The sequence below is a fragment of the Yersinia sp. J1 genome (assembly GCF_050586585.1).
Classification (GTDB): domain Bacteria; phylum Pseudomonadota; class Gammaproteobacteria; order Enterobacterales; family Enterobacteriaceae; genus Yersinia; species Yersinia entomophaga.
Genome location: NZ_JBOBDP010000001.1, coordinates 826,454 through 842,108, shown reverse-complemented (window position 1 = coordinate 842,108; position 15,655 = coordinate 826,454). Strand labels below are relative to the sequence as shown.

Here is a 15,655-nt window from a genome sequence, read left to right as displayed (position 1 = left end):
GAAAGAATGAAGTACAAGTGGATACTTTTTGATGCGGACGAAACGCTATTTCATTTTGATGCTTACCAAGGGTTAAAACTGATGTTTTCCCGCTTCAAAACTGAATTTACGCTACAGGATTATGAGCATTATCAATTGGTTAATCAGCCATTGTGGGTGGATTATCAAAACGGGAAAATTAATGCCGCACAGTTGCAAAGCACTCGTTTTGAAATGTGGGCGAACAGGTTGGGCGTATCGCCCCATACGCTAAACAGTGAGTTTCTGGTCGCGATGGCGGATATTTGCGCTCTGCTTCCCGGCGCGCAGGAATTAATTAATGCGCTGCATGGTAAAGCTCAATTGGGGATTATTACCAACGGCTTTACTGACTTACAGAATGTTCGTTTGGAACGCACCGGTTTGAAGAACGTGTTCTCGCCGCTGGTTATTTCCGAAGAAGTAGGGGTAGCCAAGCCGGACGTAGGAATTTTCGAGTATGCGTTCAATCTGATGGCAAATCCGCCCAAAGAGCAAATCTTGATGGTAGGCGATAATCCGCATTCAGATATTCAGGGCGGAATTAACGCAGGTATTGATACTTGCTGGTTAAATACTCAGGGGCATGCGCGTCCAGAAGGAATTCAACCGCGCTATCAGGTCAGTTCTTTAACTGAGTTGCAGCATTTACTCCTCGCCTAAAGTCTTTAATCTGTAAACAACCGCAGAGTCAATAGGGTAGAGCGTTGCCAATTTTGGCAAGGTTCACTCTATCTCGTCATCAAATCATTGGCTATACGCATATAAAAAATCTATTTATCATTGAAATTAATAGATTTTATTTTTAACCACTTCATTCAACATCTGTTTCAATCTCCCCGATTTTTCCCTCAAGTGGGCCTTTAGGTGGATAAATAATCAGTATTTGTTGGTTTTTTATCAGGTCAGGACTATAGACAAATAGCTTTATACGAAAAAAATCAAAATATTCATAAAATAAATTAATTTTGTTATATACAGGCGATTATTTATTGGTAAAGATAACTATTATCATCTTTGGTTATTAGCGAGGGAACGCTGAATGAAGCCATTGCCTCAGGTTGGCGCATCCTCTCAAAAATGCAGTGATGATAATGTAATCCTTTGTATTTAAAGGGTTTTGATGAGTGAATATAAACTAACGGAGTAGTATCATCATCATGTCTAACCTACAAGACATCACCAACCAGACCACAACGGCTAGCCAATCCAAAATTGTGACCTTAGAACAACTTGACCAACGCAGTCTGGAAAAGTTAATCAGTGGCGAAATTCTTGCCATAAGAATCCCTAACTACTGTACGGAAGAAACTGCCTCATCGCTGAATGATTACATCGATAAAACGGCAAAACTGCACCAGTACACCCATGAAACTTATGAAGATGGTCAGGTTGTGCAGAATTTCTACGGCGTGCATCGCTGGGGGACGCCGTTCAATATGACCTACGGCAAGCCTGATGGCGACGGTGCCAAAGAGAAATATTATGCCGATGCAGCCAAGATGCGTGAACTGATCGATAATATTTGCGCGCCAGCAAAACCACCGGTGCAGGCATTGATTGACCATTTCCAACAACATTGGCCAGACGGAGCGGTTACCGCATCTTTTGAGGGAAAACCGATGTTTGCCGGGATTATCCGCGCCATGTTCCCGGAGACGGCTCACCTATCCGAAACGGTTCCCCACGTGGATTGCCTACCATTCTCCATAGCCGAATTAGAACATCAGTTTAGCGCCAATATTTATATTGAAACTCCACCGTCCGGGGGAGAATTAATGGTATGGGACACGGAGGCGTTTTCATTTGATGAGGTCGAACTGTTTGAGGGCGATCAATTACCAGAGGAACGTCTGCAATTCCCGCTGCGAATTCAGCCGCAAAAGAATGAACTGGTGATTATTAATACGCGTCGACCACATGCAATTTGCGGGTTTGATTCGGGCAAACGCATCAGCATGCAGTCATTTATCGGCTATAACACCAATGAACCATTCTATTTCTGGTGCTAAGCGGCATTAACTTTTTCCTTTTAGGATAATAAATTATGACTCCTGATGAATTTCGTCGGCATGGTCACGCCATGATCGATTTAATTGCTGATTATCGCCAGAATATTGAGCAGCGGCCGGTGCATCCGAATACGCTGCCGGGTGAGATTAAAGCCAATCTGCCAATGACCGCGCCGGAGAAAGGCGAATCCTTTGAACACATTATGGCGGATGTGGAATCGCTAGTGATGCCCGGTTTATTGCATTGGCAGCATCCTCACTTTTTCGGTTATTTCCCCTCCAACGTTGAGCTGTCATCGTTATTAGGTGATTGCCTGAGTACCGGGCTAGGCGTAATTGGCCTATCTTGGCAATCCAGCCCGGCATTGACGGAAATTGAGGAAGTCACGACCAACTGGCTGCTAAAAATGATTGGTCTGAGTGATGCATGGAGTGGCGTCATTCAGGATTCCGCATCGACTGCGACATTGGTGGCATTAATCAGCGCACGGGAACGGACTTCCGACTACGCATTGATGCAGGACGGCATGCAAAATAGCGCCGCGCCGCTTATTGTGTATACCTCGCAGGAAGCCCATAGCGGCGTGAACAAAGCGGCGATGCTGGCGGGATTTGGCTTAAATAACATCAGGTTAGTCGCCACGGATGAGCACAACGCCCTGTCTCCCCACGCACTGGATAAAGCGATACAGCAGGATCTGGCCGCTGGAAACCGTCCTTGTATCGTGATTGCTACCACCGGAACCACGGCGGCCACGGCGATGGATCCGCTGGATGCTATCGGTGATATAAGCCAGAAGTACGGGCTGTGGATGCATGTTGATTCGGCAATGGCGGGTTCCGCGATGATTTTGCCGGAATTCCGTCACTTATGGCTTGGGATCGAAAAAGCCGATTCGGTGGTGCTGAATCCGCATAAATGGCTCGGAGCTGCCTTTGATTGTTCGGTTTATTGTGTACGTGATTCGGAGCATTTGATTCGTATTATGAGCACCAACCCGAGCTTCTTACAGTCGACGGCTGACGGTCAAGTACGTAATTATCGTGACTGGGGGATTCCGCTGGGACGCCGTTTCCGGGCGCTCAAACTGTGGTTTTTAATCCGTGAGCAGGGCGTTGAAGGGCTACAGGCGCGGTTGCGTCGCGATATCGATAATGCCCGCTGGTTAGCAGAGCAAATGGCGGAAAATGAGGATTGGAAGCTTGTGGCTCCGCTGAATTTGCAAACGCTGTGCGTGCGGCATGAACCGAAGGGTTTACAAGGAGAAGCGCTGGATGCCTACACCCGTTCTTGGGCGGAAACCTTGAATCAGTCGGGCAATGCTTATGTGACTACGGCAACTTTAGGCGGGCGTTGGATGGTCAGAATTTCCATTGGCACTTTGGGCACTGAGCGCCGCCATGTAGAAGCATTATGGTCGCAGCTACAGCAGTTGGTGAGTGAAGCAGCGGCGGCGGCATAATTAACGCTGCCTAGTCTATAAATGATGGCTGTGTTAGGGAACTGACCTGTTGTAAATAACGTCAGTTCCCTTTTTATTACCAAAAATTCATGGATATATCTGCCACGGAAGGATGTTAGGATGTCAGCTGTGATTAATAGCGACATTGATAGGGATATATCTCGATGATAAAGTTGGCGTTTGTCCTATTGGGCTGTTTTTTCAGCGCGCTGGCTTTTGCCTATCAGCCGCAGGAAGGCGACATTATCTTCCATTCGTCTACTTCATCCCAAAGTCAGGCCATTCAGTTTGCTACCGGTTCCCGCTATAGCCATATGGGAATAGTGTTGTTTAAGCAGGGAAAACCCTATGTTTATGAAGCGGTTGCCACGGTGCGATACACACCGCTGGATCGCTGGATCAAACGCGGTGCCCGCGGGCAGTATCTGGTGAAACGGTTAAAGACGCCATTGACCGCAGCGCAGGTCAGGCAGCTGCATGAGCAAGGAAAAGCCTTCCAAAACAAGCCTTACGATCTGACTTTTGATTGGTCTAATGAACGGATGTATTGTTCCGAACTGGTGTGGAAAATGTATCAACGAGCCACCGGGCTAGAAATTGGTCAATTGCAAAAGGTGAGAGAGTTTAATCTGACCGCACCGGCCGTGCAGCAAAAAATCAAAGAGCGCTACGGCAAAAATGTGCCGCTGGACGCACCGGTAATTTCCCCGGTAGCGATGCTGAACTCGCCGTTGCTAAAAACTGTTCCATTATAATCGAGACTCAATATCTGTTTTATTTCTGATTGCAGGATATCCCATGATTCAATGTACCTTTATGCTGGTTCCCGGTTATACCAATTCCGGCCCCGAACACTGGCAGTCATTTATCGAACGCAAATATATCAATGCAGTGCGAGTTGAACAGAAAGAGTGGGATAATCCGGATCGTGACACGTGGCGGGAGAGGCTGGCTCGCGCTATCGACGGTATTCCCGGTAATATTTTTCTGGTAGGCCACAGTTGCGGTGCCATTACCGTGACTCAGTGGGCAGAGCGTTACCATTCCGGCAAAGTGATTGGCGCATTATTGGTCGCTCCGGCCGATGTGGATGCCATTACGGCACCGGCGGCTATTCAGGTGCAGCGCCCCATTCCGTCAAAACCGTTGCCGTTCCCCAGCACGCTGATTTGCAGTGATAATGACGAATATCTCTCGCTGGATCGCGCGCAGCAGTTTGCCAGTCAGTGGGGCAGTGAGAGGGTGATAAAATCAGGCGGTGGCCATTTTCATACGGCGGCGGGCTACGGGGAATGGCCGGAGATTGAAAATATGCTGGAAAGTTTGTCTGGCTTTAAGCTGATTAAAAAACAGCATTCAGCGAGATAAAAAGCCTGAGGAAAAAAAGGTAGCCGTTGGCGGTTGATGACAGATATTCCGCCTGCGGCCACTGATATTCAAGGCCGCAAGCGGAAGGGGGAAAGCGCAGACAAAAATAACCGGACGGTTAATAACCCGCAGGCACCTTTTTCTGGCTACAGTGCCATAGGTTTAATCAACTGCAATATCGCACCCAACCGATCGCGCTGCGCCACGCTCAATTCTTTTCCGGCCGAGTAACCGAGGTTTTGCATAATCAGTTCATTGAGGCCAACCAGCCAGTCATAAATATAAAACGCGGTGGTATTGGTTGGCGTTAGAGCCAAACGAGTCAAACGTTGGGATGTGCCCCAGTTTGCTACCGGTTTTTCTGGCTGAGCAAAAATCTTATGCCCGCGATTAATCCGGCTGTCTGGACGCTGCGCCGGTTCAATTTGCAGGAATCCCAACCAGGCGACAAAATCACCCAGCACGGTTAACGCACGCGAAACTTGTTGATCTGCCAACTGTTCCCGCGGTGTACCTGGCAGTTCCTGATCGGCCAGTTTGCGCTGTAGGGCACCTTCCATATCCAGACGAATACTGGCGGTAATCAGTTCTTCCATCAGCATTTCAATCGTCGGCTTCGACACGCCCAGCAGAGCCACTAATGGGCCATTTTCTGGCAAACTACGCAGATGGTTGATCCAATAGCGGTATACCTCTTTGGCATAGCTGAAGTCGTTATTTGTCGTGAATGATGGGGTAACGTCGAGGTTTGTGTCGACATTTTCCTGTAATTCGCTAAATAAATCGATTTCAATCCCCACACTGAAGGGTTCGCTACTGGTTTGGGCTATCTTTTGATCGGCTCGCGGTTGTTTGGTAACCCCGTGAGATTGTTGCAGGAATAACCGCAGCAGTTCCTCTCTGGCAGGTAATAAACGCTCCAGCAGTTCACCGTGAACGCCGGTACGAGTTTGCAGGGTTTTAATCAAAGTTTCGGCAATGCGCTGTCTTTTCTGCGGATCGCTGACACCTTCGGAGTGATACCAGTGGCCGAGCAGATTATCCTGCAACTCCCGTTGCAATTCATGCAGTTGCTCCGTCAGGCGCTCGCCTTTAATATTTCGGGCGATTTCTCCGATTAAATAGGTCGCCATTCGTTCGGTACCGCGTTCATCCAGCGCTTGCACCGAGCCCCAGCTATCACCGGGATTGCCAACCTGACGCTGTACCGCTTCGTCATAATGCTGGCCATGAGTGACGCGTTGATCGAAAGGAGTGAGCGCCCAAATTAGCCCCGGATGACGACGTGCACGCACCTGCGCACTTTCTCCCTGAGTTTTTTTTACCCAGTAATCCAATGCCTTGGCGACTTTTTTCACCTCAGAACGTTGACCCGCGGCACTGCATAACATCAGCAGGTTAATAGCCTGATGGTCGGTATAGCGATCCAGCAAATATTCACATTTGGCGCGCAAAAAATTCTGTGCCAACGGGTAACGCGGCAAATTTTCGGATTCGCTTAACATAGGCGTATCAAGCTGGGCTCCCCAGTTGGGCAGATCTAGCATATCAACGGTGGCAAAAGCCGGATCGCGCGGGGCGGAGTGTAGCGGGATGCATAGCTCGGCGCTCAGTAGCGTGAGCTCAGATAGTGACAATGTCACTTCCCGTTGTTTTTCCCCCTGACAGAGCGGCCTAACCTGAACCGAAATATCCGACGGCGCATTCAGGTTGGCCAGCGTGGTCATATTCATCAGGCCGTTCGCCGGTAACTGTAGGTCATCAACTAATACGCTCAAAGGTGCCAATACCACAGTGGCGCCGTTAAGATGCTGTAAAGTATGCGCAAAGTGACGATAAGCTGCCGTTAACGCTGGGATTTCGCCCCATAACAGCGAGAACAAACGCGCACGATCGTCTACGCTCAGGCAGGGCGCCAGTTCGATAGCCGTGGGCCAGAAATGCGTATTCAGTAGGGACTGGCTGTTTTTATCCTGACGCAGCAAATAATCCCACAGCGTCACCACATCATCTTCCGTGATACCGCTCACGGCCTGACTTTGGCGATGCATCGCCAATAAGTTGAGATGTTCGGTGATAGAGTGGGCATCAGGCTGGTAAAGTGCCTTTTCCTGTAAAAAATCATGCAGGAAGATGTTGGCCGTCATCTTGGCTAAATCGGTTTCATTGAGCAAAGAGAGCCGTACCGGATAAGCGCGATCTTCTGGCACATTCTGGCGGGTGAAACGGGTTGCCAATGCGGTAGCCTGATTATCCGGATTGATATGCATCAGATAATCATAGGTTTTATCCCCTAAGCGGGTTTCCAGCTTATTGTCGCCGTTAGTGGTCAGCGCGGTAATCAACGCGGATTTCCCCTGCTGAGACTGACCAAAAAACCCGATGGTCATTGCTTCAGAAGAAATAACTGACAAACGCTGAGCCTCACTCCTATGGCGGCGCAGTTTGATTTTTAGCCGCTCAGCTTCGGTATCCAGACGTGGAGCCTGCTGGCGACAGCTTTCAATCCAGCCAAAACTGTGATCAATGCCTTGCACAACCGCCTGTAACTGATGGGTGAGCGTGGCCGACAGCTGTTCGGGTGTTAAAGATTTCATTTTTTAAATACGCTCCCACTGTCGATCCAGTAATGCGTCTCGCCGGTGCCATTACCGGCCAGAGTATTCAATTTCAGTCGTAAATGTTGCAGCGGCACGCGGCTGCCGTCTCCGAGTAACGCTTCGGCAATTTCGAATCGTTCCGGACTGTTATCCTGCACACCTTTCACCAGCGCGAGTCTTACCCGCAGATCTCCGTCGCCAGCCACTTTTCGCGCTAATTCTGTATCAGTAATCGATAGAGTATAGAGTGGCGAAGCGGGCCAGCGTTCGTTATCCAACTGACGGAACCCCAGACACAGCGCGCCGCGCACGGGGAAACTGCCTTTCGCCGGTAACTGGTAGGACGGTGAATCCAAATCGATATCGCTGTAATACAGATTATCCGTACTTAGGGTGTTATTGCTGTCCAACATACCAAGATAACGCACGGTGGAATAAGGCTGAAAATCACCGGCTTTAAAATAGAAGCCCGGCAGACGCAGATCCAGCGCCAATAGGCACAGCATGGCACCGACGGCGGCAGTGGATTTCGGATTATCAATGCGACCCAGTTTGTTAAACGGATACCATTCACTGGTGTGATAACCATCCAGCGACAAAATCCGGTTCGTTGGCAACGGCTGTAAATGGCGGAATAGCGCGGCGATACCGGGGAAGCGGGAAGGACGGCCGGTCAGCAGCAAAACGTCGCAATCGTATAGCGACACCACTTCACACAGCGAACGCAGGCTTTGGGTCAGGTTCATTCGGTTGGAAAGAAACTCGGCGTGCAGTTTGCTGAGTTTAACGATCAGCGCAACCTGAAGAATATCAAAAGGCTCAGCATCGGCGCGCAGCTCACGCTGCACTTCGGTATTCAGATAGTCCAGCACGCGCGCGGTGGGAGCCTGAATCAGCAATTCGCTAAAGCTAGCGTCGATCTCGGCGCTGCTGTCTAACGGATCGAAACCTTCATATGCCTGTAAAATGGCGCGCCCCAGCGGCATAAATAGCTGCAAAGTCACTTGCTGACGCAGTGTCGATTGCCCATCGGCGCGGCCATCATTGCCGAATAATTTAGTCATCAGCAGGTCAGGAGCAGGCACACCGGATTTTTTCAGCGCGGCCTGCACCGCTGGCAAGACATAAAGCTGAATCACATCCAGCAAAATATCGTCGCCGGCGACTTTAAATCCTTCTCGGAACAGCAGGCGCGGGGTGATTTTTACGTTGCTGCCAACGCCATCATCTAAAACGTATTGAGTAATCGCCAGATCGGTGGTGCCGCCGCCGATATCGATCGACGCAATACGCAGACTTTTCCCTGCTGTTTCATCTGCTGCGAGCTGTTTATCCGGACGCGCCATACTGGCGAAGAAGGCTTCGGTGCGGCCACCGAAATTCACCTGAGTTTCGTTATACAGATAAACCATCTGTCCGCAGGTGGCTTCATCCCATTCCATGTGAACGTCTGGCACAGGTACGCGGCTTTTGGCTTTATCTTCAGCGCGGGTGAAATCATCGTCCATCGGATGCCAGCCCAGCGCTTTCCAGATGAGCCCAATGGCTTCATGCATCCGGCGACGGAATATTTCGCGCTCCGGTTTCGGCATGGCCGACGGCAGCGTCAGAATAATATTACGCAATTGGCGCGGTGCGGTGGCATGGTTCATTTTCTGCCGCTGCGCTGGGCTGTTAATTTGCATTAACGCTTGCGCCAACAGTTCCGACAACATGAAAGTCATCAAGGCGCTGCGACTGTAATGAGGGGAAAATACCGGTAGACGTTCTTCCAACGGCAAAGCGTAGAGTGGCTGGCCTTCGTCATTGATCAGATTGGTCAACGGTAGGGCGATCGCCGGCGCTTCTCCGTGAGATTTGGTGGCGGTACGGCTAAAACGCCAGCCAGGAGTGAAACTCTCTTCATCCCATAAGTAGCGGCGCGGGCTGGAAATACCGGTTGCACCTTCGGTACCCTGACGCAGCAGCGCCATTCGGCTGGCTTCGCGGCCTACGCGCGCGATCGACGGCCAGACAAAGGCGTCGTCCCGGCCACTTTCCACCGAGAAATTCTGCTTGCCGAAGGCCGCTTGAGAAAATTCGACGCGGCTTTCAAACAGTTCATTATACAAAAAATGTGGCTGGCCGAGATCCCGCAGTTGTAGCTCGTAAGACTGCTGCAACCCGTTGATTCCGTCGCCGTGATCTTCCACCAGAACGCCGCACGTGTGGGAATTCCCTACGTCCAGAATCAGATCCACGTTCACCGCGGGCTCTTGCAGCGTGGCGGTGGTCATTTTGATGTCCGGTATGCCTAATTGCTTACCTAACATATCCAGCAGGTTGAGATAGTGCGCCTGATATTCAAATTCCCGCAGCGAGGCCTTAATTTCGCGCTCGGTACGTTGTTCCTGCTGGCTAACCTGTTGAATAAAAGTTTCCCGCAGCCAGCCGTCTACCCAGGTCAGATCGAGAAATTCACCTAATTCATCATTTTGATATGCCAGCGCAAAATGCGTGCCGGTATCAATATCATGCTCGGTGGGCGCCAGGAATTCGTTATCGTGACCTTCAGGATAAACCTTGGTATCAAACGCCAAACAGACACGGTGAGTATTGCCGTCCTGATCCGGGGTTTCCAACGCTAAAATCTGCATCCGCGCCCAGTTATCCGGGCCACCGATAAAGTTACGCGGCGGATTAAAGCGTAAGAAAGGTAAAGGCAGCCAGATGTTCTCCAGCAACTTAAGTGACTGATCCAGCGGGAAACTGAATTCAGGTTTCACCACTTCAGGCGCTGAACCCGCCACCGGTAACAGGTATTTGCCACGTTCTTGATTAAACATCAAACGCAATAATGGGCCATTGGCGCTTTTACGCACAAAGGCATGGGGCAAATCGGCATCCACGACGGGCGTTAAGGCAAAGTCCAAAAATTGAATCCCGCTGTTCTGAATCAGCGTAATTCGTTGTTTATAATCCGTGATCGTTGCCAGCATAGTGTTTATTTACTCTCACGTTTCATCGTCATTGGAAGAAGGGTTTCAGCGTCATAGCGGCCGGTACATTCAGCGGGGCCGGTCAGGCCTTGTTTGCACACCAGTTCGGGAACCTGGTAACGGGAACCATCGCTACAGCGGGCCTTGGTACGACTATTGATCACCAGATTGCCAGATTGCATCAGACCGGCATTAACATTGACCCGGCAACTGATGTTGTCACCATAGGTGATGCGGGCGGTGCCTTTGCCATCATTTATCTGGTATTTCAGTACCGGTGGTTTGCCCGTCAGTGGATCTTTGATATCCACAAATACACGCCAGCGGCCATTCAGAAACTTGGTGGAGCCGATTTTTACCGCGTCCGCTGGCAATACCAACGCATCTTTCGGAATCGGCACGGCAACGGTTTCTACTGCGGCAGCCACAGGTGGCTCAGGTACGACTGGAGCGATCACTGTCGCATGAGTCACCGGCAATGGGTTTGGCAGCCGCGCTTCTGAGGTCTTTGTCGGCGCGGGTTTTTCGACTTCTGCCGCAGGTTTGTCTGCCGCTGGTTGGGCGGCGGCCACGATAGGCGCGGGTTTAGCTGCCGAAGCTGGATGTTTTGAAGCAGGATGTTCTACCGGTTTAGTGGCCGGTTTGGTCACGGTTGGGCTGACTGCAGGCTTAGCTACGGGGGCAGGCTTGGTCGCTGACAGTTGCAGCGCTAAAACCGCAATCACGGCGGCGGCCGGTAACAATAGCCATAAACGCAGGCGACGCCAGCGGTTTGGCGGCACCGGCTGGTTTTCTGCTACTGGCGGTGGCGGCGGGGCAATCACCGGCTCGGGGATCGTCGGCGGTATGGTCGCGGCAGACGCTGTTTTCGGGCTAACCGGCGCAGCCGCTGGCATCATCTCAACGGCTGGCTCATGCACCGTGGCACGCAGGCAATCCAGAGCGTCGGATCGGGATTTTTTATCCAGATTGACGAAACCCCAGAAGGTAATGACTGGTTTGTCATCTACCAAATAAACGTGATTCTGATCGGGAAATTGGAAGGCTTTTGCCAACAGCGCGCCGAATAGCTTATGACCGGTTTTTTCCGCCTGCTGAGCGCGTTGGCTAATCGCCGCCACCGTGGCCTGGCACATTTCCAGTTGCTTTATGGCCGAAGTGCGCTGGCTATGGCTGGCCGCAATCCAGGAGGTAACCTTGCCTGATATAGGGGAATACCAATCCATGCGGTCGCCGTCTTCATTTGGCTGAGGAATCGCCAGACAGTCAGCAATATGTTGCTGTTTTCTTAAGCGTAACGCTTCCCGAAGCTGGAGTGCCGAAGCATAAACCGGTTGCCCATTTTCGCCCAAGGCAAGCATGTCATCTAAATTTCCACTGCGTAAAAATGATTTTGCCACGCAAAAGGGACCCTTTATGAGAGATGTCTAACGCAGAAAATAATGTGTTATCTGCAACAGCGGATACTTTAATTCTCATTAACACCAATCAAACGCTTGAATAGGTGGCAAAACCACCCCTTGTTTATCAAAAACAATCGCTATACGGAATGAATTGACGCGAAAAGATAGGGGCGAACCAGGGATAGTGTACAAAAGAGGGACATTAAAGAAGAAAAGCGGGAAACAAGGCAAAAACGCCGGTACTCCTAAGCAGACCGGCGTCGCGATAACAATTATAGTCAAGCATCACCCATGGGGTTTATGCACCGAAATCAACGTCAAATGCCTGATAGAAAGCATTACCAGAGTTCGCCACGATCCAAAGCAGTACAATAACGTGATGGCCTTTTTTACCTGTAGGTAAAAGAACCTGATGGTTGGTTTTTGCTACCAATTTAGCCTGATGTGAGTAATAAGGCACGAACGGGTAGAAATCTTCGCTGAACGGAGCCACTTCCAGCTGATCGCGAGTGATGCGCGCCTGCGGATTCCAACCGTCCTTAGTAATAAACCAGCGATAACCGCGAGTGGTGTGAGGGGCGGTGTAGGCCCATTTGACGTCAAACAGCTCGCCAGGTTTTACCGCAATTTTAGGCCAACTGAAACTGTCATCGGCTTTGCCCAGCGCTCGCAGCTTTTGCTGCATTTCCTGATCGGTAAAGTTGACCGATTCACGGTTGCCTGCGTGGCCGCCGCTGAGAATCAACCCATCCTTAGGAGGAATATTACTTGGATTATCCGCCTGGAACGGCGCAGGAACCGGACCCGCGTTTAAGTCAGGGAAATTTTTCCCGCCTTCCATTTCATTATTTTCCCATTCGCCGATTAATCCTAAATCGGTTGCCACTAATCCGCGAGTTTTAGGAGTAGTAATTCGGCCATGTCTCAGTTGTGAATTGTTAGTCGTCATATATTTCTCTCTTAATTTAAAGGGTGGAATGTTGTTATTTATAGCGCCTATAACCTTGAAGCCATTTGGCGCTACCTTTTTTCTCCCTTGTGGGAAGTCCTAGATTCCACATCTTTACTGGCCAAATCAAATGACATAACACAGGTAACTACTTAATAAATAATGGTATTGAATATCAGATATGGGCGTGAACTTATTATTCAAATGGCAGTGATTGGCACTATCTGATTTCTTACAAATAAGGTAAGAATCGAGAGAAAATAAATAAACTGTTCGACGCTGATTAATTCGGCATGAATAAAAGGAGGGAGGGAGATAAAGTCGGAAAGTCGGAATTACCGTTTGGCGCAGATAGTCTCCGTTATAGCTATTTCATATGGCTTACTCGCTGACCACGGGGAAACCGCCGCAGGTCAGCTCTGCCAACATTAGCTAGATATCCATGATTGAAACCAACGCATTCACGTCATCCGACACTATTAACGATAAATTCTGAGTGATTTTTTCTACTGGCCAGTCCCACCATGCTAGTTGCTCAAGTTTAACAATCAGGTCTGGAGCAAAACGATATTGAATGACTTTTGCTGGATTACCGCCAACGATCGAATAGGCCGGTACGTCTGAGGTTACGACAGAACGGGACGCGATTATCGCGCCATGACCGATATTCACTCCCGGCATAATTAGCGCTTCAAATCCTATCCACACATCATTGCCCACCACAGTATTGCCTTTAAACGGGAGATCTTCAGGAGAAGGGGCTACTTTTTCCCAGCCGTTTCCAAATATTTGGAAAGGATAAGTCGAGACGCCTGATATCTTGTGATTTGCACCATTCATAATGAACTTAACACCTCTGGCAATGGCGCAAAATTTCCCAATAATCAATTTATCTCCAATAAATGGGAAGTGGTACAGAACATTGCGCTCAAAATCCTCGGAATTATCAGGATCATCGTAATAGGTATAATCTCCGATAATAATATTGGGATTAGTTACCGTATTTTTGATGTAACAAACTTGCGGAAAACCCGCCATAGGGTGTTTGTTAGTATGATCGGGGCCGTTTATATTATTTACCATGGTTCCTTCAGCACTGAGGCCATTTTCAGAAAATCTGTCATCCATATAGCAGACAGAACACTATAGATGATTTCGGCAGTAGTCAGCTTGGAATGCTCCATTTTGTGCAGAGAGCCATACTGTTTATTTCACAAGAAAGGATTCAGGAAGGTGGCTCTGTTTGTTCTTCTGATAAAACTAAATCACTATATCAATCATTTCCTAAAGACGACTATATTAGTAAGCTAAATCAAACGCCTTACCCTTTGCTTTAAGGAGATATTTTGAAAAAAACGCAAGATAGTGTTCATCTCACTGCATCGGAGGCGTTGGATAAACTCGAGGCGCTGTACAGTGCGGCATTAGTTGCGTTGCGAGAAGCTATCAGCGACTTTGTGCACGAAGGAAAACTGCCCGATGCGGCAGAACGTGCCAAAGGTTTATTTGCCTATCCTCAGCTAAGCGTCAGTTGGGAAGGCCAGTTCCGCGACAATATTCGTACCCGCGCTTATGGACGTTTTTCCCGAACCGGCTGCTACAGCACCACGGTGACGCGCCCAGCGTTGTTCCGTCGCTATCTCACCGAACAGTTGACTCTGTTGGAAGGTGAGTACGGCGCACGTTTTGAAGTGACGCCGTCACAAATAGATATGCCCTATCCCTTTGTGATCGACGGTTCAGATCTGGTATTAGACCGCACCATGACCGCCGGATTGGCGCAGCACTTTCCCACCACCGATCTAGCCAAGATTGGCGACGGTATTACCGATGGATTGGATACCGCGACGGAGAACTTCCCGCTGTCTCACTTTGACGCGCTGCGCACCGATTTTTCACTGGCGCGTTTGAAACACTACACCGGTACGCCAGCCGAACATATTCAGCCTTATATTCTATTTACCAATTACAGTCGCTACGTGGATGAGTTTGTCAGTTGGGCCTGCGAACAGATTCTCGATCCGAGTAGCCCTTATGAGGCATTATCCTGCGCCGGAGGCACTTTTATCACGGCGGAAAACGCCGATCCGCAAAAAACCACTTCGGATTTGGCGTGGAAAAAACATCAAATGCCGGCCTACCATTTGATCGCTAAAAACGGGCAGGGAATCACGCTGGTGAATATTGGCGTCGGTCCATCCAATGCCAAAACGATCTGTGACCATTTGGCGGTTATGCGGCCTCATGCCTGGCTGATGATTGGACACTGCGGCGGACTGCGGGAAAGTCAGGCGATTGGGGATTACGTGCTGGCACACGCTTATTTGCGGGATGACCACGTTCTGGACGCCGTATTACCACCGGATATTCCCATTCCCAGCATTGCCGAAGTGCAGCGGGCGCTGTATGACGCGACCAAAGCGGTTAGCGGAATGCCGGGGAAAGAGGTTAAACAGCGGTTGCGTACCGGTACGGTGGTCACTTCGGACGATCGTAACTGGGAGCTGAGATTCTCTGCTTCAGCGCTGAGGTTTAGCCTGAGCCGCGCCGTCGCCGTGGATATGGAAAGTGCGACCATTGCCGCTCAGGGTTATCGTTTCCGCGTTCCTTACGGTACTTTGCTGTGCGTTTCGGATAAACCTTTGCATGGAGAAATCAAATTGCCCGGTCAGGCGAACCATTTTTATGAGGGGGCGATTTCCGAACACTTGCAGATAGGTATTCGCGCCATTGATTTGTTACGCGAAGAGGGCGACCAATTACACTCGCGTAAATTGCGCACCTTTAACGAGCCTCCGTTCCGTTAAACTTTCGCTACCTACGCTTTCAGAATGCGACGACAGCGTCACCGAATGAGTGACGCT

The 15,655-nt window shown here is 49.8% G+C and carries 11 protein-coding genes; 6 read left to right on the top strand and 5 right to left on the bottom strand.

The features are described from left to right. The first annotated feature begins 6 nt into the window (after window positions 1-6). The 5 genes from yjjG (at window position 7) to ACQ4OC_RS03560 (ending at window position 4,861) form a co-directional block, all read left to right on the top strand. Window positions 7-681 (top strand): pyrimidine 5'-nucleotidase, encoded by a 675-nt coding sequence (gene yjjG / locus ACQ4OC_RS03580; protein WP_064513785.1) that lies wholly within the window; start codon window positions 7-9, stop codon window positions 679-681. A 497-nt stretch (window positions 682-1,178) separates the two neighbouring features. After that, window positions 1,179-2,030 (top strand): 2OG-Fe(II) oxygenase, encoded by an 852-nt coding sequence (locus ACQ4OC_RS03575; protein ID WP_064513782.1) that lies wholly within the window; start codon window positions 1,179-1,181, stop codon window positions 2,028-2,030. A 35-nt stretch (window positions 2,031-2,065) separates the two neighbouring features. After that, on the top strand, window positions 2,066-3,493 hold the full coding sequence (locus tag ACQ4OC_RS03570; RefSeq protein WP_430970934.1) for a pyridoxal phosphate-dependent decarboxylase family protein: 1,428 nt from the start codon (window positions 2,066-2,068) through the stop codon (window positions 3,491-3,493). Between the two features lie 167 nt (window positions 3,494-3,660). Continuing rightward, window positions 3,661-4,248 carry a YiiX family permuted papain-like enzyme gene (locus tag ACQ4OC_RS03565; RefSeq protein ID WP_064518266.1) on the top strand — a complete coding sequence of 196 codons (588 nt, stop codon included), beginning with the start codon at window positions 3,661-3,663 and terminating at the stop codon, window positions 4,246-4,248. 43 nt (window positions 4,249-4,291) lie between these two features. After that, the gene (locus ACQ4OC_RS03560; protein ID WP_064513779.1) at window positions 4,292-4,861 is read left to right on the top strand and encodes an RBBP9/YdeN family alpha/beta hydrolase; all 570 of its coding nucleotides are present in this window, start codon (window positions 4,292-4,294) and stop codon (window positions 4,859-4,861) included. 146 nt (window positions 4,862-5,007) lie between these two features. Here the strand turns inward: ACQ4OC_RS03560 and ACQ4OC_RS03555 are convergent, their stop codons facing one another. The 5 genes from ACQ4OC_RS03555 to ACQ4OC_RS03535 form a co-directional block, all read right to left on the bottom strand. Beyond that, window positions 5,008-7,458, bottom strand: coding sequence for a putative virulence factor (locus ACQ4OC_RS03555; protein ID WP_430970933.1), 2,451 nt, complete (start codon window positions 7,456-7,458; stop codon window positions 5,008-5,010). Continuing rightward, window positions 7,455-10,439, bottom strand: coding sequence for a virulence factor SrfB (locus ACQ4OC_RS03550; protein ID WP_064513776.1), 2,985 nt, complete (start codon window positions 10,437-10,439; stop codon window positions 7,455-7,457). Before ACQ4OC_RS03550 ends, ACQ4OC_RS03555 begins: the two co-directional genes overlap by 4 nt. Before the next feature lie 5 nt (window positions 10,440-10,444). Continuing rightward, window positions 10,445-11,839, bottom strand: a complete 1,395-nt coding sequence (locus tag ACQ4OC_RS03545; RefSeq protein WP_064513775.1) for an SrfA family protein — start codon at window positions 11,837-11,839, stop codon at window positions 10,445-10,447. Between the two features lie 301 nt (window positions 11,840-12,140). Next, window positions 12,141-12,791, bottom strand: coding sequence for a lytic polysaccharide monooxygenase auxiliary activity family 9 protein (locus ACQ4OC_RS03540; RefSeq protein WP_064513774.1), 651 nt, complete (start codon window positions 12,789-12,791; stop codon window positions 12,141-12,143). A gap of 432 nt (window positions 12,792-13,223) precedes the next feature. Then, entirely contained in the window at window positions 13,224-13,874 is a 651-nt protein-coding gene (locus ACQ4OC_RS03535; protein WP_430970979.1) for a Vat family streptogramin A O-acetyltransferase, read from the bottom strand. 263 nt (window positions 13,875-14,137) lie between these two features. On the opposite strand from ACQ4OC_RS03535, the gene ACQ4OC_RS03530 reads away from it, so the two are divergent. After that, window positions 14,138-15,598 carry an AMP nucleosidase gene (locus tag ACQ4OC_RS03530; protein ID WP_064513772.1) on the top strand — a complete coding sequence of 487 codons (1,461 nt, stop codon included), beginning with the start codon at window positions 14,138-14,140 and terminating at the stop codon, window positions 15,596-15,598. Window positions 15,599-15,655: the final 57 nt, after the last annotated feature.

What these genes read in the sequence shown, in the direction of transcription:
- yjjG (WP_064513785.1), top strand. Translation starts at nt 7, where the DNA reads ATGAAGTACAAGTGGATACTTTTTGATGCGGACGAAACGCTATTTCAT.
- ACQ4OC_RS03575 (WP_064513782.1), top strand. Translation starts at nt 1,179, where the DNA reads ATGTCTAACCTACAAGACATCACCAACCAGACCACAACGGCTAGCCAA.
- ACQ4OC_RS03570 (WP_430970934.1), top strand. Translation starts at nt 2,066, where the DNA reads ATGACTCCTGATGAATTTCGTCGGCATGGTCACGCCATGATCGATTTA.
- ACQ4OC_RS03560 (WP_064513779.1), top strand. Translation starts at nt 4,292, where the DNA reads ATGATTCAATGTACCTTTATGCTGGTTCCCGGTTATACCAATTCCGGC.
- ACQ4OC_RS03555 (WP_430970933.1), bottom strand. Translation starts at nt 7,458, where the DNA reads ATGAAATCTTTAACACCCGAACAGCTGTCGGCCACGCTCACCCATCAG.
- ACQ4OC_RS03550 (WP_064513776.1), bottom strand. Translation starts at nt 10,439, where the DNA reads ATGCTGGCAACGATCACGGATTATAAACAACGAATTACGCTGATTCAG.
- ACQ4OC_RS03540 (WP_064513774.1), bottom strand. Translation starts at nt 12,791, where the DNA reads ATGACGACTAACAATTCACAACTGAGACATGGCCGAATTACTACTCCT.
- ACQ4OC_RS03535 (WP_430970979.1), bottom strand. Translation starts at nt 13,874, where the DNA reads ATGGTAAATAATATAAACGGCCCCGATCATACTAACAAACACCCTATG.